This window comes from Dolichospermum sp. UHCC 0406, assembly GCF_009712025.1.
In the GTDB taxonomy this organism is placed as follows: Bacteria; Cyanobacteriota; Cyanobacteriia; order Cyanobacteriales; family Nostocaceae; genus Dolichospermum; species Dolichospermum lemmermannii.
Map to the genome: position 1 here is coordinate 40186 of NZ_VILA01000031.1, position 17720 is coordinate 57905.

Here is a 17720-nt window from a genome sequence, read left to right on the forward strand (position 1 = left end):
AGGGGGAGTAGGGGGAGTAGGGGGAGTAGGGGGAGTAGGGGAAGTAGGGGGAGTAGGGGAAGTAGGGGGAGTAGGGGAAGTAGGGGGAGTAGGGGAAGTAGAGGGGAGAAAGAATTTTCCCAATGACAACTGACAACTAACAACTAACAACTAACTACTGACGTTGAAAACGAAGTGCATCAATTGATTGGGCAGTGAGAAAAATACCTAAAATAATGTAACTGGCAAATAAAATCAAGCCGCTAGTATCAAAAATTCCTTGAATCAGAGTGTTGTAATGTTTAAGCAGAGATAGATGACTCACGGCTTCACCAATTGGTCCAGGAATGGCTTTGGCAATTAAATCAATGAATAACAGCAAAATCACGACGGCAAAGGTAAGAACAGCCGATAAAATTGTACTGTCTGTTAATGAGGAAATAAACATTCCTAAAGACAAAATCGCTGCTGCTAGTGAGAGTAATCCTAAATGACCAAGTAAGGGAATTATGGGTGATATGGGTGGATTGGAACTAGATAAAGCGATCGCTTCCAATCCTATTAAGGGTAAAATCATTGTCAAGAAAAATGTTAATACCCCTAATAATTTACCCACAGCCACAGCCCAATTGGTAATTGGTGATGTGGCTAATAGTTCCAAAGTTCCTCGTTTGCGTTCTTCAGCATAGAGTCCCATTGAGAGAATAGGCAATACAAATAACATTAACCATCCCATTCTATCTAAAAATGCCCGCACAAATTCATAGGGAACATCTATTGTTGGGACGGGAACTCCCATTTGTTGCCCTTGTAAATCATAGCTAGAAACTGTGACTAAAATTCCTTCTGGTCCTAACAAAATCATCACGAAAAATAAACCAGCTAAAAACCAAAATGCACTAGCTATTCCATAGGCTAATGGGGAAACAAAATAACTCTGTAGTTCTCGACGATAAATGGCAATAATATTGGCGATGACTATACCCATTTATGCAGTTTCTCCTTCTTCAATTTCTGAAGTTATCTCTGGTGGTAAATGCTTTTCTGCTGTAGTTAATTCTAAGAAAACATCTTCTAGTGTGGCATTTATTCGCCGCATTTCATATAAATCAAATCCAGCCCGAATTAAAGCCGCCGTAATTTCTTTTCCTGGTTCTATTCCTGGCTGTAATATGACCCGTAAGCAAGTATGATTTTCTGATAATTGCTGATGGTTAGGCATTAATTCTACTAAACTTACACCGGATATATTTTGCAGCATTTGTTTAGCTAAAGCTGCTTCTCCACCGATTTCTAACTCATATCCTGCCCCAACTGTTAACTGTGTCATTAAATTTTCTGGGGTATTAGTTGCAACTATTTCCCCCCGATTAATAATGGCAACTCGGTTACAGGTCATACTCACTTCTGGGAGAATATGAGTAGACAAAATTATAGTGTGTGTTCCTGCTAAACTTTTAATTAAGTTCCGCACTTCGATAATTTGCCGGGGATCAAGACCAACAGTAGGTTCATCAAGAATAATTGCTGGGGGATCATGAACGATCGCTTGGGCAATCCCCACTCTTTGCCGATAGCCTTTAGAGAGTTTGCGAATAATGACTTTGCGCTTGTCTTCTAAGTTACAGCGCTTAATGGCTGCTGTTACTTTTGTTGGGCGATCGCCTGAAGAAACTCCCTTAATCCGAGCAACAAAGTGTAAAAACCCTTCCACCGTCATCTCTGGATATAATGGCGGCGTTTCCGGTAAATAACCAATTCGCTGCCGCACCAACAGAGAATGATCATGGACATCATAACCCGCAATCTTCACTGTCCCACTGGTGGCAGGTAAATAACCGGCTAAAATTCGCATAGTTGTGGTTTTACCAGCCCCATTAGGACCCAAAAACCCCAAAATTTCCCCCGGTTCTACGCTAAAGGTAACATCCGTAATTGCCGTTGTCGAACCGTAAATTTTACTCAGATGCTCAACTTCAATCATTTGCCCAATCACCAATCATGAGAATACCCACATAATCTTAGCTTCTGCTCCCTGTTCCCTGTTCCCTTTTTTTGCAATAATTCAGAATATAGAAAAATTTTTACGTAGATTATTCAAATACATAAGACTTTAAGGAAAAGGTATGGAAGGGAATGAGACAGAAAAAATTCGCCATTTATTAGTTGTCCAAGATCCAAAAGGGCAGCGCACTCTTCCCTTGCTAGAAGCAACATACTCTCTAGGAAGGGATTTAAGAAATGCTATTGTTCTTTATTCTCCGTCTGTATCCAGACAACACGCGATTTTATTAAGGGTAACAATCCCCAATACTGATCAATATGGGTTTAGGATTATTGATGGTAACTTCCAAGGGAAAAAAAGCACTAACGGTTTATCTGTAAATGGCCATAAATGTCTTCATCATAATCTTCAAAATGGAGATGTTATTGCATTTGATAGTCACACTCAAGCTAAATACTATGTAATTACTAATCTTTCAAAGCAAATATTTTCTGAGTCTTGTGGAACTGGTGACTTGTCTAATTTCCTTTCTGGCAAGGTAAATTCTCTTTCTCACGTTAGTAAAGCTATTATGGAAAATATTAATTTTGAAGCTGCTAGTGAGACAGCTTTAGCCCGCCTAGCTTCTTTTCCTGAACTTATTCCTAATGCTATTATTGAAATGGATTTAGCAGGAAGAGTAACATATCTAAATCCGGCAGCAGTGGCCCAATTTCCGAACTTGAGGCAGATAGCTCAGGAACACCCAATTTTGACCCAATTATTAACAGCAGTTAAGAATCAAGCGCAAAATTCCTTTGTCCGGGAAGTAACAGTTGGTAACCAAATTTTTGAACAATCTGTTCATTACTTACCTGAAAGTAATTTAATTAGAACTTTTATTATTAGAGAAATTACTGAGCAAAAACAAGCTGAACTAGAACTAAAACAACGCGATCGCCTATTACAAGCAGTAGCGGAAGCGGCAAATTATTTATTAGCAGAAATGAACTATGATCTAGCTATCGAAAAAGCACTGGCAGCATTAGGAGAAGCTACCAATGTAGAACGAGTTTATCTATTCCAAAATCATCCCCATCCAGTGAGCGGAGAAATGTCCATTAGTATGCAGTGTGAATGGATTAAATCTGGTGCAGAAACTCCCCACTCCCATTGGCAAAATCAGTCTTATCAAACCCCTGGATTAGAACGGTGGTATAGCAAACTTTTTCAAGGTGAGACTATTAGCGACTTTACCCAAATATTTTCCTCGGAGGAACAAAAACTGCTCATGGGAGATAATATTAAATCCCTTCTATTTGTACCGCTAAGATTAGAAACACAGTTCTGGGGCTGTTTGGGTTTAGTTGAATGCAAATCAGAGCGTTATTGGTCAAAACATGAAGAATCTAGTCTGATCACAATGGCCGCAAGTATTAGTGGCGCTCGTCAACGTCAGCAAGTAGAGGAAAAGATCCGCTATCAGGCCATGCACGACTTACTGACTGGACTGCCCAATCGGTTACGATTCAACGATATCCTCAACCAAGGCATCCAAAAAATAATTCAGCCAGAGGAAAGTATTGCCGTGATGTTCCTGGATCTGGATCGCTTTAAAATTATCAATGATACTTTGGGGCATACAGTCGGAGATGATTTATTAAAAATTGTCGCCCAAAGAATCAGAGACACAATTAGAATTGAAGATGTTGTGGCTCGTTGGGGTGGTGATGAATTCACTATTTTCTTACCACGAGTAACTGAAATTCCACCCATTATCCAAATAGCTAAAAATATTCTCCAGACTTTAGAAGATGCTTTTTATATTAACGGACATGAACTTTATATTAGTTCTAGTATTGGCATAGCCCTATTGGGTAAAGATAGTCCTGATGCCGAAACTCTCATTCAACACGCAGACGCGGCGTTATATTATGCTAAGAATCAAGGCAGAAATAATTACCAATTTTATAAAGAATCTCTCAGTCAAAAAAATCCCGAATTATTGAAGTTAGAAAAAAATTTACGCCATGCCATAAAACGCGAAGAATTGATGGTTTACTATCAGCCTCGTGTTAATATTACCACGGGTAAAATTACAGGCATGGAGGCTTTATTGCGTTGGAATCACTCAGAAATGGGTGTAATTTCTCCCGCTGTTTTTATTCCTCTAGCGGAAAAAAGCGGTTTAATTATCTCTATTGGTGAATGGGCATTACGTCAGGCTTGTATACAAAATAAAGCTTGGCAAGATGCAGGATATCAACCAATTACAATTGCCGTTAATCTTTCTCCTGGGCAATTTCGCCAACCTAAGTTAGTAGAAATATTAACTGATATTTTAACAGAAACTCAACTAAAACCAGAATTTTTAGAATTAGAAATTACGGAAACTACAGCGATAGCCGATATCAATTTCACGACAACTGCACTCCAAAATTTAGCAGAAATGGGGTTACTTTTGGCCATTGATGACTTTGGTACAGGCTATTCTTCCCTAAATCGCTTAAAAGTCTTACCATTCCATAACTTAAAAATTGATCAATCTTTTATCAGAGAACTAACTACAGATCCAAAAGTTGCTCATATTATCCAAGCGATAGTTACCCTAGGACAATCTTTAGGATTGAGATTAATCGCTGAAGGTGTAGAACATCCCGCAGAATTAGAATTTTTACGCTCGATTCACTGTGATGAAGTCCAAGGATACCTATTATATCGTCCACTGTCAGTTGAACAAGCTACAGAAGCTTTGAAAAATGAAAATAAATAGTTATAGGCGGCAGGCAAAATTAATTATATAAAAGATTTGGATTTAATGTAGGGGTAGCGCCCCCGTGCCTACCCCGTGCCTACTAAAATAAGTGAAAAGATAACTTAGTCAGGAACAGATGAAATCATGAGAGTTTGGTTTGTATGCTTTTTTGTTCTGTTTGCATTCGCAGAGTTTTTTAAGTGGTTACAAGGTTTTTCTGTCCCATTACCAATATATATTTTAGGGGGGGCATTTTTAGCTGTTGCCTCTAACTATGATCAGATTTTTGGTTATAACCTCAGCAATATTTCTACAATCAACCCGGTGGAAATACCCCAGGAAATACCTAAGTTGGAATCAGCAGCAAATTCAACCCTAATTTCTTTAAAGACTTTCAATTAAAAAAATATCCCAAAATTTCTTGTAGTGCGGGCATACTATGGCTAACGCCACGCTGCGCTATCGACAAGCTCAGTACAAGTCTTGCCCGCTAATAATAAAAGGACGATGTTAGATACTGGCTTTACAGGTTTTCTAGCAATTAATAAACAAGATTTAGAAGGACTATATTGGCAATTTCTTCGTAAAAAGGTGGTTGGAATTTTTGCCTTTGGTGGTGAATTTTCAAGTTGGTATTTTGACTTTGGGATAATTACAATTAGCTTATTAAGTAGGGTTTGCTGAAAAAGTTATCTGTGACGGCTAGGAGTCAGGAGTCAGGAGTCAGGAGTCAGGAGGAACAATTAGAAGAAGAGAAGAATAGTTTTGAATCTGGTCAAGTGATAGGTTTTTGCTAATTTCAACCCTTATTCCTTGCACCTGATTCACCTTTTTCACCTTGAAACTCTTGATATATCTAAGTTTTAGCTTTATTAAGCAAGCCCTAAGTAGCTAATGTCTATCTACATCAACAGCTTCAGATTCAATTTTATTAACCTCTTCTCCGATTTGATAGGTAATTATTGCCTTTACTTGATCTTTTCCAGCATAGCCGATTTTATTAGTTAGATGAATATCAATTACCGAATTTTCTAAAGGTTTTAATTCAATTTGTTTTGGCTGAAAACTAAAAGATTGTAATTTATGATCAGAAATATTACGAACTTCAATATTTTTAATGATCACCGTTTTATTTTTCAGATCATGATTTTCTAAACTGACAAATACAGTCGCAAAACCAATATCTCGATTCCTTTGGGGAGGAATACCTAAAGGTGGTAATTTATTCTCTTGAGACAGTAAAGAAACCTTAATCATAACTTTCTTATTAACAGCCTTTGACTGTAAGTGTGACGATGGTTGACCGTGAAAATCTCTAGGTAAATAATGACAACAATCCACCATACTATCAAAACTTAATAAACTAAACAACAATAATAATGGTTTCATCCCTATCACCTGATATTATTGAAATCATGATTACATCAATAAACAGCAGTACAAATAATTAATATTCGTACTGCTGCCAATAATGTCTAGGTATTAGACCACTCAATAATACCTCTCAAAGAGACTAATTGACTCCATGTGACATCAGCATGGGTAGAACCCCAAGGATTCCGTAAGTAAAAAGTTCCATTAGTGGCATTATAAGATGTAATGGTGTAAGCATGACCATCAACAACACCATAACCAGCGCCATAGACAAAACCCGCTGTTAACACCTGATTAGAATTAACCAAATTAATCAGTTGAGTTTGAGTCATATTGCCGACAGATTGGGAAGTAGCACTTAATCCCGTTACCTGGCGAATTACTGTATCCATCCAACCACCTTCTATAGCTGCATAGGAGTTATTTTGAGTACCACTGTAAGTACGACTCCAACCAGATTCAGCTAATTGGGCATAGGCTTTTTCTGCTAAGGCTACCCAAAGTTCATTGCTAGTGGAAGTAACAGAGCCTCCACCCCAACCAGCATAAGCGGCATAGTTTCCATAGGTTGGTAAGTAGCGATCTACTGTGACATAATCAGCTACACCGTTGTTATAAAAACGCACAGTGAATGTATTATCACCATTGTCCGTAAACATATTCTGAATGTACTCAGGTTTTTCCTGGGCAATAGAAGCCAAAGTTGCTACATAATAGCAATCTCCCACCGCTCCTTGGTAAATATCATCAGCACTAGCACCATTTTGGAACAGAGAACCACTAGCATAACTATAGATATAACCTGTATCGGGGCGATCAGTACCTAAGAACCACTTACCAATCAGATTTTCCATTTGGGTATCACTACTATCGGCAAACAAGTTACCAAAACCGGAACGAGTGTTAGCTGCATCACTATTGGCAATCTTATTAGACAGGACTTTCACGGAATCAGCCATAGTGAAGAGGGTAGAGTTACTAACAAGAGTCCGTAAGTCAGTTAACTCACTGGCATCAATTACACTACCATCTTTAGCATCACGGAAAATAGCAATCATGTCATTGCGACTCAAATTACCATCAGCAGCTAAGGAACGGGTTAAAGTGGTAATTTGAGCATCTACTAGATTTTGAGTATACCAATCTGTCGGAGTGGGAGTTGGAGTGGGAGTTGGAGTGGGAGTTGGAGTGGGAGTTGGAGTTGGTGTAACCTCAGTGGCATTTAACGACAAGCTGTAAGTAGTATCACCACTATAGCGATTTACCCGCGCATAATAAGTACCTGCACTCAACTGACTAGTAATGGATTCAGAAGTAGTACCATATATAGAACTGGAAATTACAGTACCAGAACCATCGAGTAAGTAAAGATCTACATCAGCACTCAAGCCTGTTAAATTCAAATTCACATTAGAGGGTGTTGTGACATTGAAACTATAGTAATCGTCAATATCAACACTTCCTACCCAATCACTAAAACTTTGAGTTGCTGTTAATGCACCAACATCACGGGCTGTAGCTAGGGTATTTCCCGCATTATCAACAGGAAGAGCAGTAGCAGTTAACGACAAACTGTAGTTAGTGTCACCACTATATTGATATACCTGCACATAATAAGTACCTGCACTCAACTGACTAGTAATGGATTCAGAAGTAGCACCACCATTCTCAGAACTGGAAATATACCCACCAGAACTATTGAGTAATTGAACATCCGCATCGGCACTCAAGCCTGTTAAGTTCAGACTAAAGTTACTTTGTGTTCCCACATTGAAACTATAGTAATCGTTAGTATCAGCACTTCCTACCCAGTCACTAAAACTTTGAGTTGCTGTTAATGTCCCAACAGCACGGGCTGTAGCTAGGGTATTTCCCGCATTATCAACAGGAAGAGCAGTAGCAGTTAACGACAAACTGTAGTTAGTGTCACCACTGTATCGGTATACCCGTACATAATAAGTACCTGCACTCAACTGACTGTTAATGGATTCAGAAGTAGTACCACCATTCTCAGAAGTGGAAATTACACCACCTGAACTATTGAGTAACTTAACATCCGCATCGGCACTCAAGCCTGTTAAGTTCAGACTAAAGTTACTTTGTGTGCCTACATTGAATTTATAGTAATCGTTAGTATCAGCACTTCCTACCCAATCAGTAAAAAGTTGACTTCCTGTTAATGTACCAACATTACGGGCTGCAGCTAGGGTATTTCCAGCATAATCAAGAGGTGCATTTAACGATGGAAGTTGCTGTGAACTATACTCTGTTAGACTAGAACTTAAAGGATCTTTATCCAGGTAAGTTGAGGAATTGCCCAATCCTGATAAAGAGGAATCAAAAGACTTTTCAGAACTATCAAACATAATGCGCTCCTAAATAATTTATGAAAATCTTGATTACGTAGGGTGGGCAATGCAGACTGTATCCAGCTTGTGGTCAGCAATGCTCATCTTGGATGTACTTAAAGAGTGAAATATTAGTATCACTGAGAATCTAGGATAAACTACTGCTTTTGTGGAGGATATTTTGACTAAACTGTCACTTTCATTACATAAATATAAAATGATTTATGTTAACTTGACTACGGTACAAAATACTATTTTACTAAAAAAATTATACTAAATTGTGCGATAATTACGCAAAAATGACGTAAAAGCCTTGATTTACCTGATGACGACTGATTTTAATTTGTAAATCTTAATACTTATTCGTGCTTCTGCGTGAGAAATAAAATGTCAATCACACGCAGGTGGGCTTTATTCGGATAGCATCCAAGAATATTACATATTTTGATATCTCCACATAGCAGACATAGTGTCTAAATCAATCCCGTTCATATCACCTGCCGCCGTATTTTTAAACAACGCCGTAAAAGCACCAGCACCCAACCGATATTGAGGAAACATCCGATAACAAGGAATACTAGTTAACCGAGATTGAAAAGTAGATAAATGCTCAACTTCCACCGCTTGAAAATGCGGAAAGCGTTCTAAAAACCATTCACAAACCTGCTCATTTTCTTCAGCAGAATAAGTACAAGTCATATAAGCCAAATAACCTTGAGGGGCGACAACTTGGGCAGAATTAGCAATAATGCGTTTTTGGCGATTGGCACTTTTATTAATTGAAGTCGCGTGAAAACATCCCGGTGCTTTCTCATTTTTAGCTAGTAAAGATTGCCCAGTACAAGGGGCATCAACTATCACCAAATTACTCGAAGCTGGCAACAGTTCTGCAAAAATACTCGAATCCCTATTTACTACCCCACTGGGTTTAATTTGACAACGTTTTAAATTAGAAATTAGCATTCCTAACCGCTTACCAATCACCTCATTAGTAATTAATAAATCAGGTTTTAAAGCCCTCCAAGCAAACACACTTTTACCACCAGGGGCAGCACACATATCAAAAACTACAGATATTGATTCGGGAATTGCCAACAAAACCGAAGCAGAAAATACCGAAGAAAAATCTAAACAATAAAAATGTCCTTGTTCATGAAGAGAATGCTTACCTGGTTTTTCTCCTAAAGATAACCGGTCTACAAAATGCGGTTGCCAATGTGTTGGTGTTTGCACATTAAAAGGCGAAATATCGGGTTTATCTTGACACCACAGAATACAAGGTGCAAAAGGTTGAGGATGAACTAAAGCATCAATAAACTTTGTTTGTTCATCTACATTTGCAAATAACTGTCGCGTAACTTTAAGCAATAAATTAGAAGGTTTTTGCATATTAATTTCTACCAAATTAAATCAGAAGAGAAACTGTTACATGAGAACAATGCAATCAATATATTTGGCTGCATACTAAAAAGACATTGACCGATATTCAAATGGCGTTTGCAAAGTTCGTCCGGTATGGCTTCTGGCTTTTGGCTAGAAGCTAACCTTGTTTTAATGCTTGTCAAACTCATACCAAATTAAGATCTTAGATTTGGTATTCCACTTATGTACCGGAGAGGTCATGATATTTAACAATTTTCAGCAAAAACTCCGCCAAGAATCACAACGTTGGCGAGACGAAGGAATTATTAATTCTTCCCAGTATGACCAAATAGCCAAGCGGCATCAATTTAATAAGATAGAAGAATCTACCCGTGATAGTTTTGGTGTCATTGCCATTGTCATTGGCGGTTTACTATTAGGCTTAGGTTTAATGACCCTTGTGGGCGCAAATTGGCAGGGTTGGTCACGGGATGTTAAGTTTATCTTGTTAATGAGTTTATTTCTCTCCACAGCCATTACTGGGTTTTTGACTTGGCGAGAACCTACACTTACCACAAATCAGGGTAAAAAATCTCAAGAGGGTAAACGGGTACTCGGAGAAGCATTGTTAATTCTCAGTGCTTTTATTTTAGGGACAACCCTCATGTTAATGGGGCAAATATTCAATATTAGCGGTTCAGCTTCTGAGTTATTTTTAGCTTGGGGGTTTGGAGTGTTAGTCATGGCTTATAGTCTTTCCCTCAATTCCTTGGGAATTATGGCCATTGTCCTCATTCAAATCGGTTATTGGATAGGAATTGGTAATTTAGGATCTGAATCTGGGGAACTGACTTGGGCGCGGTTAGCTGTGCGCCATATGCCCTTACTATCATGGTTACTGTTTGTTCCCTTAGCTTATATTTGCAGATCCCGGTGGATTTTTGGCATGGGAGTTCTGGCATTTATTATATCTTTGCAATATAACCTCAGACCTTTACCACTCTTAACATTTTCTGATCTAGTTTCTTGGATAGCTTCCTTTGCGTTGGCTTTACCACCTGCCTTACTTTGGAGTTATGACGATTTACTTTTTCCCACAGTTAATTATAGATTGTTTCAACCCCTGGCACGTAATTTAGGCTTGATTTGTTTTGGGGTGGTTTTTTATCTTTTATCTTTTCGTTCTCAATGGGAATCTGTAGACTCTAGTAGCAGTTTATTATTTTTAAATCCCTTCGATCAAACTAGTAATTTATCGAATGTATTGCCATCTTTGCCCATTATTGATTTAGGAATTCTCAGCGGTTTGGCAGTGTTGCAATGGTTATTTCTAATTCGTCAAAGCAACAGTCCACTTCGTCGGGAAGTATTTTTCAGAATTGGCATTATTACTACTTTTTTGGGTTTCATTCTGATTACTCCGTTTTGGCATCAAGCTATCACCAGAATTACTGAACTAGGCATTTTTATCTTCAACATTTTGTTGGCAATATTAGCCTGGGGATTAGTTCAAGAAGGGTTAAAATTACGGAAAAGAACCGCCTTTTGGTGTGGTATATTATTATTTACCTTGCAAATTATCAGCCGGGTTTTAGAATATAATACTGAGGTTCTTTTCCGGGCTTTAGTATTTGGTATTTGCGGTTATTCTCTCATTGCAGCCGGACTTTGGTTTGAAAGTCGTTTTACTACTTCTAAAACTAGTAATAGTGGAAATAGCGGTGGTAGTGGGAATAGCGGGAATAGCGGAAATAGCGGAAATAGTGGAAATAGCGGAAATAGCGGGAATAGTGGAAATAGTGGTGGTAGCGGAAATAGTGGTGGTAGCGGGAATAGTGGAAATAGTGGTGGTAGCGGGAATAGTGGAAATAGCGGTGGTAGCGGAAATAGTGGTGGTAGCGGGAATAGCGGTGGTAGCGGAAATAGTGGTGGTAGCGGGAATAGCGGTGGTAGCGGAAATAGTGGAAATAGCGGGAATAAAAGTAGTAATGGAGACAATAGCGATAACAGAGGTGATAAAAGAAGCAATAGTGGGAGTGATTACAGAAGTAGTAGTGGAGACAATAGCGATAACAGAGGTGACAAAAGAAGCAATAGTGGGAGTGATTACAGAAGTAGTAGAGGAGACAATAGCGATAATAGAGGTGACAAAAGAAGCAATAGTGGGAGTGATTATAGAAGTAGTAGAGGAGACAATAGCGATAATAGAGGTGACAAAAGAAGCAATAGTGGGAGTGATTGGAGTGATTATAGAAGTAGTAGAGGAGACAATAGCGATAATAGAGGTGACAACAGACGTGATAACAGGGGTGATTAATGGGATAATTTTCAATCAGAATGAAGATATATTCATCAAGAATAATTCAGCAGTTAAAACAAATTAATAGGGGATATTCTGCCGGATATTGCTACATTACTCGCACAAAATTAGATTTTGACTCTTACTTTCTTTCTTCTGACTCGGTGACTCCTGAATTCTTGCTATATAAATCTCTGCGAATAAATTTCTATCTAAAAATTAGCAGTAATGGGAAAAGTATTTTTTCCGATTATCTATTACCAATTACTAAATTAATCCCATGAAAAATGACTTCCCTGAATCAAAAAAAACCTCAACCCCAGAGACGCAATTTTCTGAAAAGTTAACTTTTCGAGATTATCTTATTGCTACAGAACAGAAGGCTAATAAACCTTTACCGATTTGGCGATTAATTGCCCCTTTATTGGTTCAAGTAGGTTTAATTTTGGCTGTACCTTCTCAAGCCATGTATACAGACATGACTGGTAAGACGGTAATTTTGCAAACTGTAGCTATAAATCCTAATGATGTTGTCCGAGGTTCTTCATTGAACTTGGATTATAATATTTCTCGTCCCGAAACTTTGAGAAGATTACCAGGTTGGAATAATTGGCTGCGAAGAAATTCCCGCAGAGGTAGACAAATTTCCCAAGGAAGTACCTTATATCTAATTTTGCAAGAACGACAATCTTTTGATAGGAATGAACTCCAATCTTGGAAACCTATCCGAGTAAGTAGTAATCGTCCTGTTGATTTATCTAATAATCAGGTAGCTTTAAAAGGTAATTATCAAGACGGTTTAGTTAATTATGGGTTGGAAAACTATTTCATTCCTGAAGAACAAAGACAACAGATTAATGAAGATATTTCACAAGTTCAGGAAAACAGAAATGGTAGACAACAACCAATTTTAGTGAGGGTAAAAGTAGATCCTCAAGGTAATGCTATTCCTACGGGTTTATCCATAAGAGATGCTTCTGGTGAACGTGGCTATCGCAATTATCGTTTTCAATAGGATTAATTTGTCAAAATCATGATTTACAAGATTTAAGGATTTACAGGATGATAGAAAAAATTCCCAAATTTTATCAACCCAACAACAATCAAAAATCCTGATTCTGACATTTTCACTCTTTTTATTGAGAGAGTGAATTGACACTCCCCGGTCTAAAGACACTGGGATTCCTGGTTCAACGAGGCCACTTAAACCAGAATCCTGGCGTTATCTAGTCCAAAAGAATATAATCGGCTTTTTTCGCCTTTCCCCGGCGTGTTTGATTCCCTTGAACATAAATCCAACCATCAGTAAAATATACCTGTTCTCGGACTTGCTTGGTGATATCCCACCCTGAACGCACCAAAGCAGGTAAAATATATTTTGTACAAATATCCTGTTCTGAAAGTTCGCGTTTATCAGTTATCTGTCATTAAAAAAGATAAACTTTCTCAGATCAGACAAGATTGCTATATATGATCAAGTAGAATAAGATATTTGTCTGTTGTCAAAAATTGCTGCTATATATGTCCAAAACTTACACCGTAGAAATTAACCACCAAGGTACAACATATACTCTGCAAGTTCCTGAAGATGAAACTATTCTCAACGCCGCCTCAGCTACTGGTTTAGACCTACCAACTTCTTGCGGCGCTGGTGTTTGTACAACTTGTGCGGCTTTGGTTACAGAAGGAACTGTAGAGCAAGCAGATGGTATGGGTGTAAGTCCAGACTTGCAAAAACAAGGCTATGCACTACTTTGTGTTGCTAAACCTCTTTCTGATTTAAAAATTGAAACAGAAAAAGAAGACATCGTTTATCAAGCACAATTTGGGAAAGGGTAGATCATAATTATCAAATACCAACCAGTTCCTGTATTCTCAAAATCACAAATACAAAGGATTTAGAATCATGACAACTCACTTTATTACCGCCGAAATCGAATTGCAAGAAACCCCCACAGAATTAGAAAAAGCCATTACAGCGGAATTACAAAAACAAGGTGAACCCCTGCGTTGGGCTATTACTGCTATTGACGAAGAACAACAAACCGCAACAGTAGAAGCAGTAGTTACCGCTTAAATTTCTTCTTTGCGTCTTTGCTCCTTAGCGTCTTTGCGCGAAACAAAAACCTGTGATACCCATTCAAAAACCATACACCGTAATTTTAATTATACCCACCGGCATTGGGGCAGCGATTGGCGGTTATGCTGGTGATGGCTTACCAGTAGCTAGAGTTATATCACAGGTCTGCGATCGCTTGATTACTCACCCCAATGTCATGAACGGTGCAAGTTTATACTGGAATATTCCCAACGCTTTCTATGTCGAAGGATATGGTTTAGATAAATTTGCGGCTGGAGAATGGGGTTTACGTCCTGTCCGTAGTAACAGAGTCGGGTTACTTTTAGACCAGGGTATTGAACCGGAATTAATGCTGCGACACTTGCAGGTAGCCGACGCAGCCAGAGCAACCTTAGGATTAAATATTACAAATCATGTGATTACTGACGCACCGCTAAACGTAGAATTACGAACTTCTTCATCAGGTGCAAGTTGGGGAACAATTGGGAATCCTGATAGTTTATTACGGGCTGCCGAGAAATTAATTATAGCAGAAAAAGCCGAAGCGATCGCAGTTGTTGCCCGGTTCCCGGAAGATATAGACGAAACCGCAGTCCAAAACTATCGTCAAGGTCAAGGAGTAGACCCTCTAGCCGGTGCAGAAGCCGTCATTAGTCATTTATTAGTTCGTACCTTTAAAATTCCTTGCGCCCATGCTCCCGCCCTTTCTCCCGCCCCTGCGTCCCCCAATTTATCCCCTCGTGCAGCGGCTGAAGAACTAGGCTATACTTTCTTACCTTGTGTTTTAGTTGGTTTGAGTAACGCCCCGCAATTTATCATTAATACAAAAAATTACAATTCTTTGTCCACTGATATCTGGGCAAATCAAGTTGATGCTTTAATTATTCCCGCCACCGCTTGTGGAAATAGTGCTTTATTGAGTGTAAGTCATAAACAATGTCAAATAATTACAGTCGCAGAAAATAAAACTTTGATCCAAGTTCCTGCTTCTATGTTAAAAATTCAAACCTTACAGGTAAACTCATATTTGGAAGCAGTAGGCGTATTAGTCGCTCATAAAGCAGGTATCAATCCTTCCTCATTAACAATTAACAATTAACAATTACTAACCACCAATGACCAATTACCAATTATTTTTCTAAAATCCTGTGATTGAACAAAAAAATCAAGAACCAGAAATCCCCTACTTAACACGCACCCAAGTCTTAGTAGCAATGGGTGTAACCGCAATTATTCTCTGGATAGTTGCTAAATTATGGTTACGTTGGGGCGATATCATCCTTTTTAAATGGTACTGGCGCGAACAAGATTTATTATTAGGAATTAGTTTAGGTGTAATTATTACCATATTAAGTGGTTTAGCTTATCGCCTTTCCCCTCCCTATCGCAAAAGCGCCGATTATTATCTAGAAATGGTTCTTAAACCTCTAGCTTTACCAGATTTAATCTGGTTAGGATTACTTCCCGGTTTAAGTGAAGAATTATTATTTCGGGGTGTCATGCTACCCGCTTTAGGTGGAGATCATACCGCTGTGATCGTATCAAGTCTTTGTTTTGGAGTTTTGCACCTTAGCGGTCACCAACAATGGCCTTATGTAATTTGGGCAACTATTATTGGTATAATCCTTAGTTATAGTGCCTTATTAAGTGGCAACTTGTTATTACCAATAGTTGCTCATATTGTGACAAATTGGCTATCTAGCTATTTATGGAAAATCCAAAAACTTTAGATATGGCTGGTAGCAGCCAATTCCTCCCCAGATTTTTGTCAAACGAGTCAATCCCATAAAAAATCTCTACATGATAGCTGCTTTGATTTTTAAGGATTGTCGAGCTTTTAGCAATAGGCAAAATTAGGAAACCAATGACCAATGACTAATCACCAAATAGAACGAAAGGCACGGAAGCCACTTGGCAATAGATGCGTGGAGGAAGTGCCAACGGCGTTCGCGGAGCGTGCCGGAGGCTCTATTTATTCGCCGTGACATGATAGAATTAATTAGCAAGTAGGAATAACCATCAACGCCAAGAAGTGTTTTATTAAGGAGAAACCCCTGATTTATCTCGTCTCGGCATAGCCGTAGCCTGGGTAAACAAGCAATGGTAAATCATGGAGCGTTTAACATTAAAAACTGATGGACTCACAAAAGCAGCAAAAAAATCAAAAGTAAGCGCAATTGCAATACCTGTTGTACTGGTAGTTGCCTTGAGCGTCTAGGAGGATAATTGACTATCCTTTTTAAGCAGGTTTTAAAGAATCTGCGTGTCTTTAGACCGCAGAGTGTCAACAACTGCCCCAATAAAGTTAAGATTCTAGTATCTGTCAATGAAAATTTTTTAAGCTATATAGTAAGCGGCAACGGTAAACACATTATGTATGATGTCCTAGATTCCCACGCAGTCCTGGAAGTATTGCGACCAGTAGAAGATCCAGAACTTCGCAAAAGTCTGGTAGAACTGAATATGATTCGCAACGTCAAGATTGACGGTGGCAAGGTTAGTTTCACTTTGGTGTTAACCACTCCCGCTTGTCCTTTACGGGAATTTATTGTTGAAGACTGTAAAAAAGCTGTTAAAAAACTCCCTGATGTCACAGATGTAATTATAGAAGTAACAGCAGAAACACCCCAGCAAAAAAGCTTACCAGACCGGAATGGCGTACCTGGGGTGAAAAATATTATTGCTGTTTCTAGCGGTAAAGGTGGCGTTGGTAAGAGTACAGTGGCTGTAAATATTGCCGTGGCTTTAGCGCAAACTGGGGCAAAGGTCGGTTTATTAGATGCAGATATTTATGGACCAAATGATCCCACAATGTTGGGTTTGAGTGATTCCGAAATTAATGTCCGTTCTACAGAAGCAGGAGACATCCTCGAACCGGCTTTTAATCATGGTGTCAAGCTGGTTTCAATGGGCTTTTTGATTGATCGAGATCAGCCAGTAATTTGGCGCGGTCCCATGCTGAATGGTGTGATTCGTCAGTTCCTCTATCAAGTCGAATGGGGAGAACTGGACTATTTAATTGTGGATATGCCCCCTGGGACTGGAGATGCTCAATTAACTTTAACCCAAGCTGTCCCCATGGCAGGAGTAGTCATTGTCACCACACCACAAACTGTAGCTTTGTTGGACTCCCGAAAGGGGTTGCGGATGTTCCAGCAGTTAAATGTCCCAGTTTTGGGAATTGTGGAAAATATGAGCTATTTTATTCCCCCAGATCAACCAGATAAGCAATATGACATTTTTGGTTCTGGTGGTGGTTCCAAAACAGCCGCAGAATTGGGAGTTCCTCTGTTAGGATGTGTACCATTAGAAATTTCTACCCGGATTGGCGGTGATACTGGTGTGCCGATAGTAATTGGTGAACCCAACTCAGCCGCAGCCAAAGCCCTAACAGCGATCGCTCTCACTGTAGCAGGTAAAGTATCAGTTAATGCTTTGACATAAGATCAGGAGTCAGGAGTCACCGAGTCAGGAGTCAGGAGTCAGGAGTCAGGAGTTTAGAAGAAGGAAGAAGGAAGAAGGAAGAAGGAAGAAGGAAG

The 17720-nt window shown here is 39.0% G+C and carries 14 protein-coding genes and 2 pseudogenes; 10 read left to right on the top strand and 6 right to left on the bottom strand.

Annotated features, from left to right (window positions below; all coding sequences use genetic code 11):
- Window positions 1-154 precede the first annotated feature (154 nt).
- Window positions 155-967 (bottom strand): ABC transporter permease, encoded by an 813-nt coding sequence (locus FJR09_RS22960; protein WP_015081196.1) that lies wholly within the window; start codon window positions 965-967, stop codon window positions 155-157.
- Window positions 968-1963, bottom strand: a complete 996-nt coding sequence (locus FJR09_RS22965; protein WP_015081195.1) for an ABC transporter ATP-binding protein — start codon at window positions 1961-1963, stop codon at window positions 968-970.
- A 142-nt stretch (window positions 1964-2105) separates the two neighbouring features.
- On the opposite strand from FJR09_RS22965, the gene FJR09_RS22970 reads away from it, so the two are divergent.
- The 3 genes from FJR09_RS22970 (at window position 2106) to FJR09_RS22980 (ending at window position 5402) form a co-directional block, all read left to right on the top strand.
- Window positions 2106-4736 carry an EAL domain-containing protein gene (locus tag FJR09_RS22970; protein WP_168652520.1) on the top strand — a complete coding sequence of 877 codons (2631 nt, stop codon included), beginning with the start codon at window positions 2106-2108 and terminating at the stop codon, window positions 4734-4736.
- A 126-nt stretch (window positions 4737-4862) separates the two neighbouring features.
- Entirely contained in the window at window positions 4863-5120 is a 258-nt protein-coding gene (locus tag FJR09_RS24855) for a hypothetical protein (RefSeq protein ID WP_015081193.1), read from the top strand.
- Window positions 5121-5201: 81 nt separating this feature from the next.
- Window positions 5202-5402, top strand: coding sequence for a hypothetical protein (locus tag FJR09_RS22980; protein ID WP_371260356.1), 201 nt, complete (start codon window positions 5202-5204; stop codon window positions 5400-5402).
- 207 nt (window positions 5403-5609) lie between these two features.
- On the opposite strand, the gene FJR09_RS22985 is transcribed toward FJR09_RS22980, so the two are convergent.
- From FJR09_RS22985 to FJR09_RS22995, 3 genes are all read right to left on the bottom strand, one after another.
- Complete coding sequence (locus tag FJR09_RS22985; RefSeq protein WP_168652521.1) at window positions 5610-6107, bottom strand: hypothetical protein; 498 nt, start codon at window positions 6105-6107, stop codon at window positions 5610-5612.
- An 86-nt stretch (window positions 6108-6193) separates the two neighbouring features.
- Window positions 6194-8458 (bottom strand): pre-peptidase C-terminal domain-containing protein, encoded by a 2265-nt coding sequence (locus tag FJR09_RS22990; RefSeq protein WP_168654197.1) that lies wholly within the window; start codon window positions 8456-8458, stop codon window positions 6194-6196.
- A gap of 417 nt (window positions 8459-8875) precedes the next feature.
- Window positions 8876-9829 (bottom strand): RsmB/NOP family class I SAM-dependent RNA methyltransferase, encoded by a 954-nt coding sequence (locus FJR09_RS22995; RefSeq protein ID WP_168652523.1) that lies wholly within the window; start codon window positions 9827-9829, stop codon window positions 8876-8878.
- A gap of 232 nt (window positions 9830-10061) precedes the next feature.
- On the opposite strand from FJR09_RS22995, the pseudogene FJR09_RS23000 reads away from it, so the two are divergent.
- Window positions 10062-11513: pseudogene (locus tag FJR09_RS23000) on the top strand (DUF2157 domain-containing protein); the annotation flags it as partial.
- An 868-nt stretch (window positions 11514-12381) separates the two neighbouring features.
- A complete protein-coding gene (locus FJR09_RS23005) occupies window positions 12382-13116 on the top strand; it encodes a GDYXXLXY domain-containing protein (RefSeq protein WP_168652524.1) in 735 nt (244 codons plus the stop codon).
- 220 nt (window positions 13117-13336) lie between these two features.
- On the opposite strand, the pseudogene FJR09_RS26305 reads toward FJR09_RS23005, so the two are convergent.
- A pseudogene (locus FJR09_RS26305) lies at window positions 13337-13522 on the bottom strand (hypothetical protein); the annotation flags it as partial.
- 100 nt (window positions 13523-13622) lie between these two features.
- Here FJR09_RS26305 and FJR09_RS23010 point away from each other — a divergent pair.
- From FJR09_RS23010 to FJR09_RS23030, 5 genes are all read left to right on the top strand, one after another.
- Window positions 13623-13940, top strand: a complete 318-nt coding sequence (locus tag FJR09_RS23010) for a 2Fe-2S iron-sulfur cluster-binding protein (protein ID WP_041458113.1) — start codon at window positions 13623-13625, stop codon at window positions 13938-13940.
- Between the two features lie 67 nt (window positions 13941-14007).
- Window positions 14008-14178: a hypothetical protein gene (locus FJR09_RS23015; protein WP_168652525.1), complete on the top strand. Its 171-nt coding sequence runs from the start codon at window positions 14008-14010 to the stop codon at window positions 14176-14178.
- Window positions 14179-14239: 61 nt separating this feature from the next.
- On the top strand, window positions 14240-15280 hold the full coding sequence (locus FJR09_RS23020; RefSeq protein WP_168652527.1) for a DUF3326 domain-containing protein: 1041 nt from the start codon (window positions 14240-14242) through the stop codon (window positions 15278-15280).
- A 49-nt stretch (window positions 15281-15329) separates the two neighbouring features.
- A complete protein-coding gene (locus FJR09_RS23025) occupies window positions 15330-15911 on the top strand; it encodes a CPBP family intramembrane glutamic endopeptidase (RefSeq protein WP_015081183.1) in 582 nt (193 codons plus the stop codon).
- A 643-nt stretch (window positions 15912-16554) separates the two neighbouring features.
- Entirely contained in the window at window positions 16555-17625 is a 1071-nt protein-coding gene (locus FJR09_RS23030) for an Mrp/NBP35 family ATP-binding protein (protein ID WP_015081182.1), read from the top strand.
- Window positions 17626-17720 lie beyond the last annotated feature (95 nt).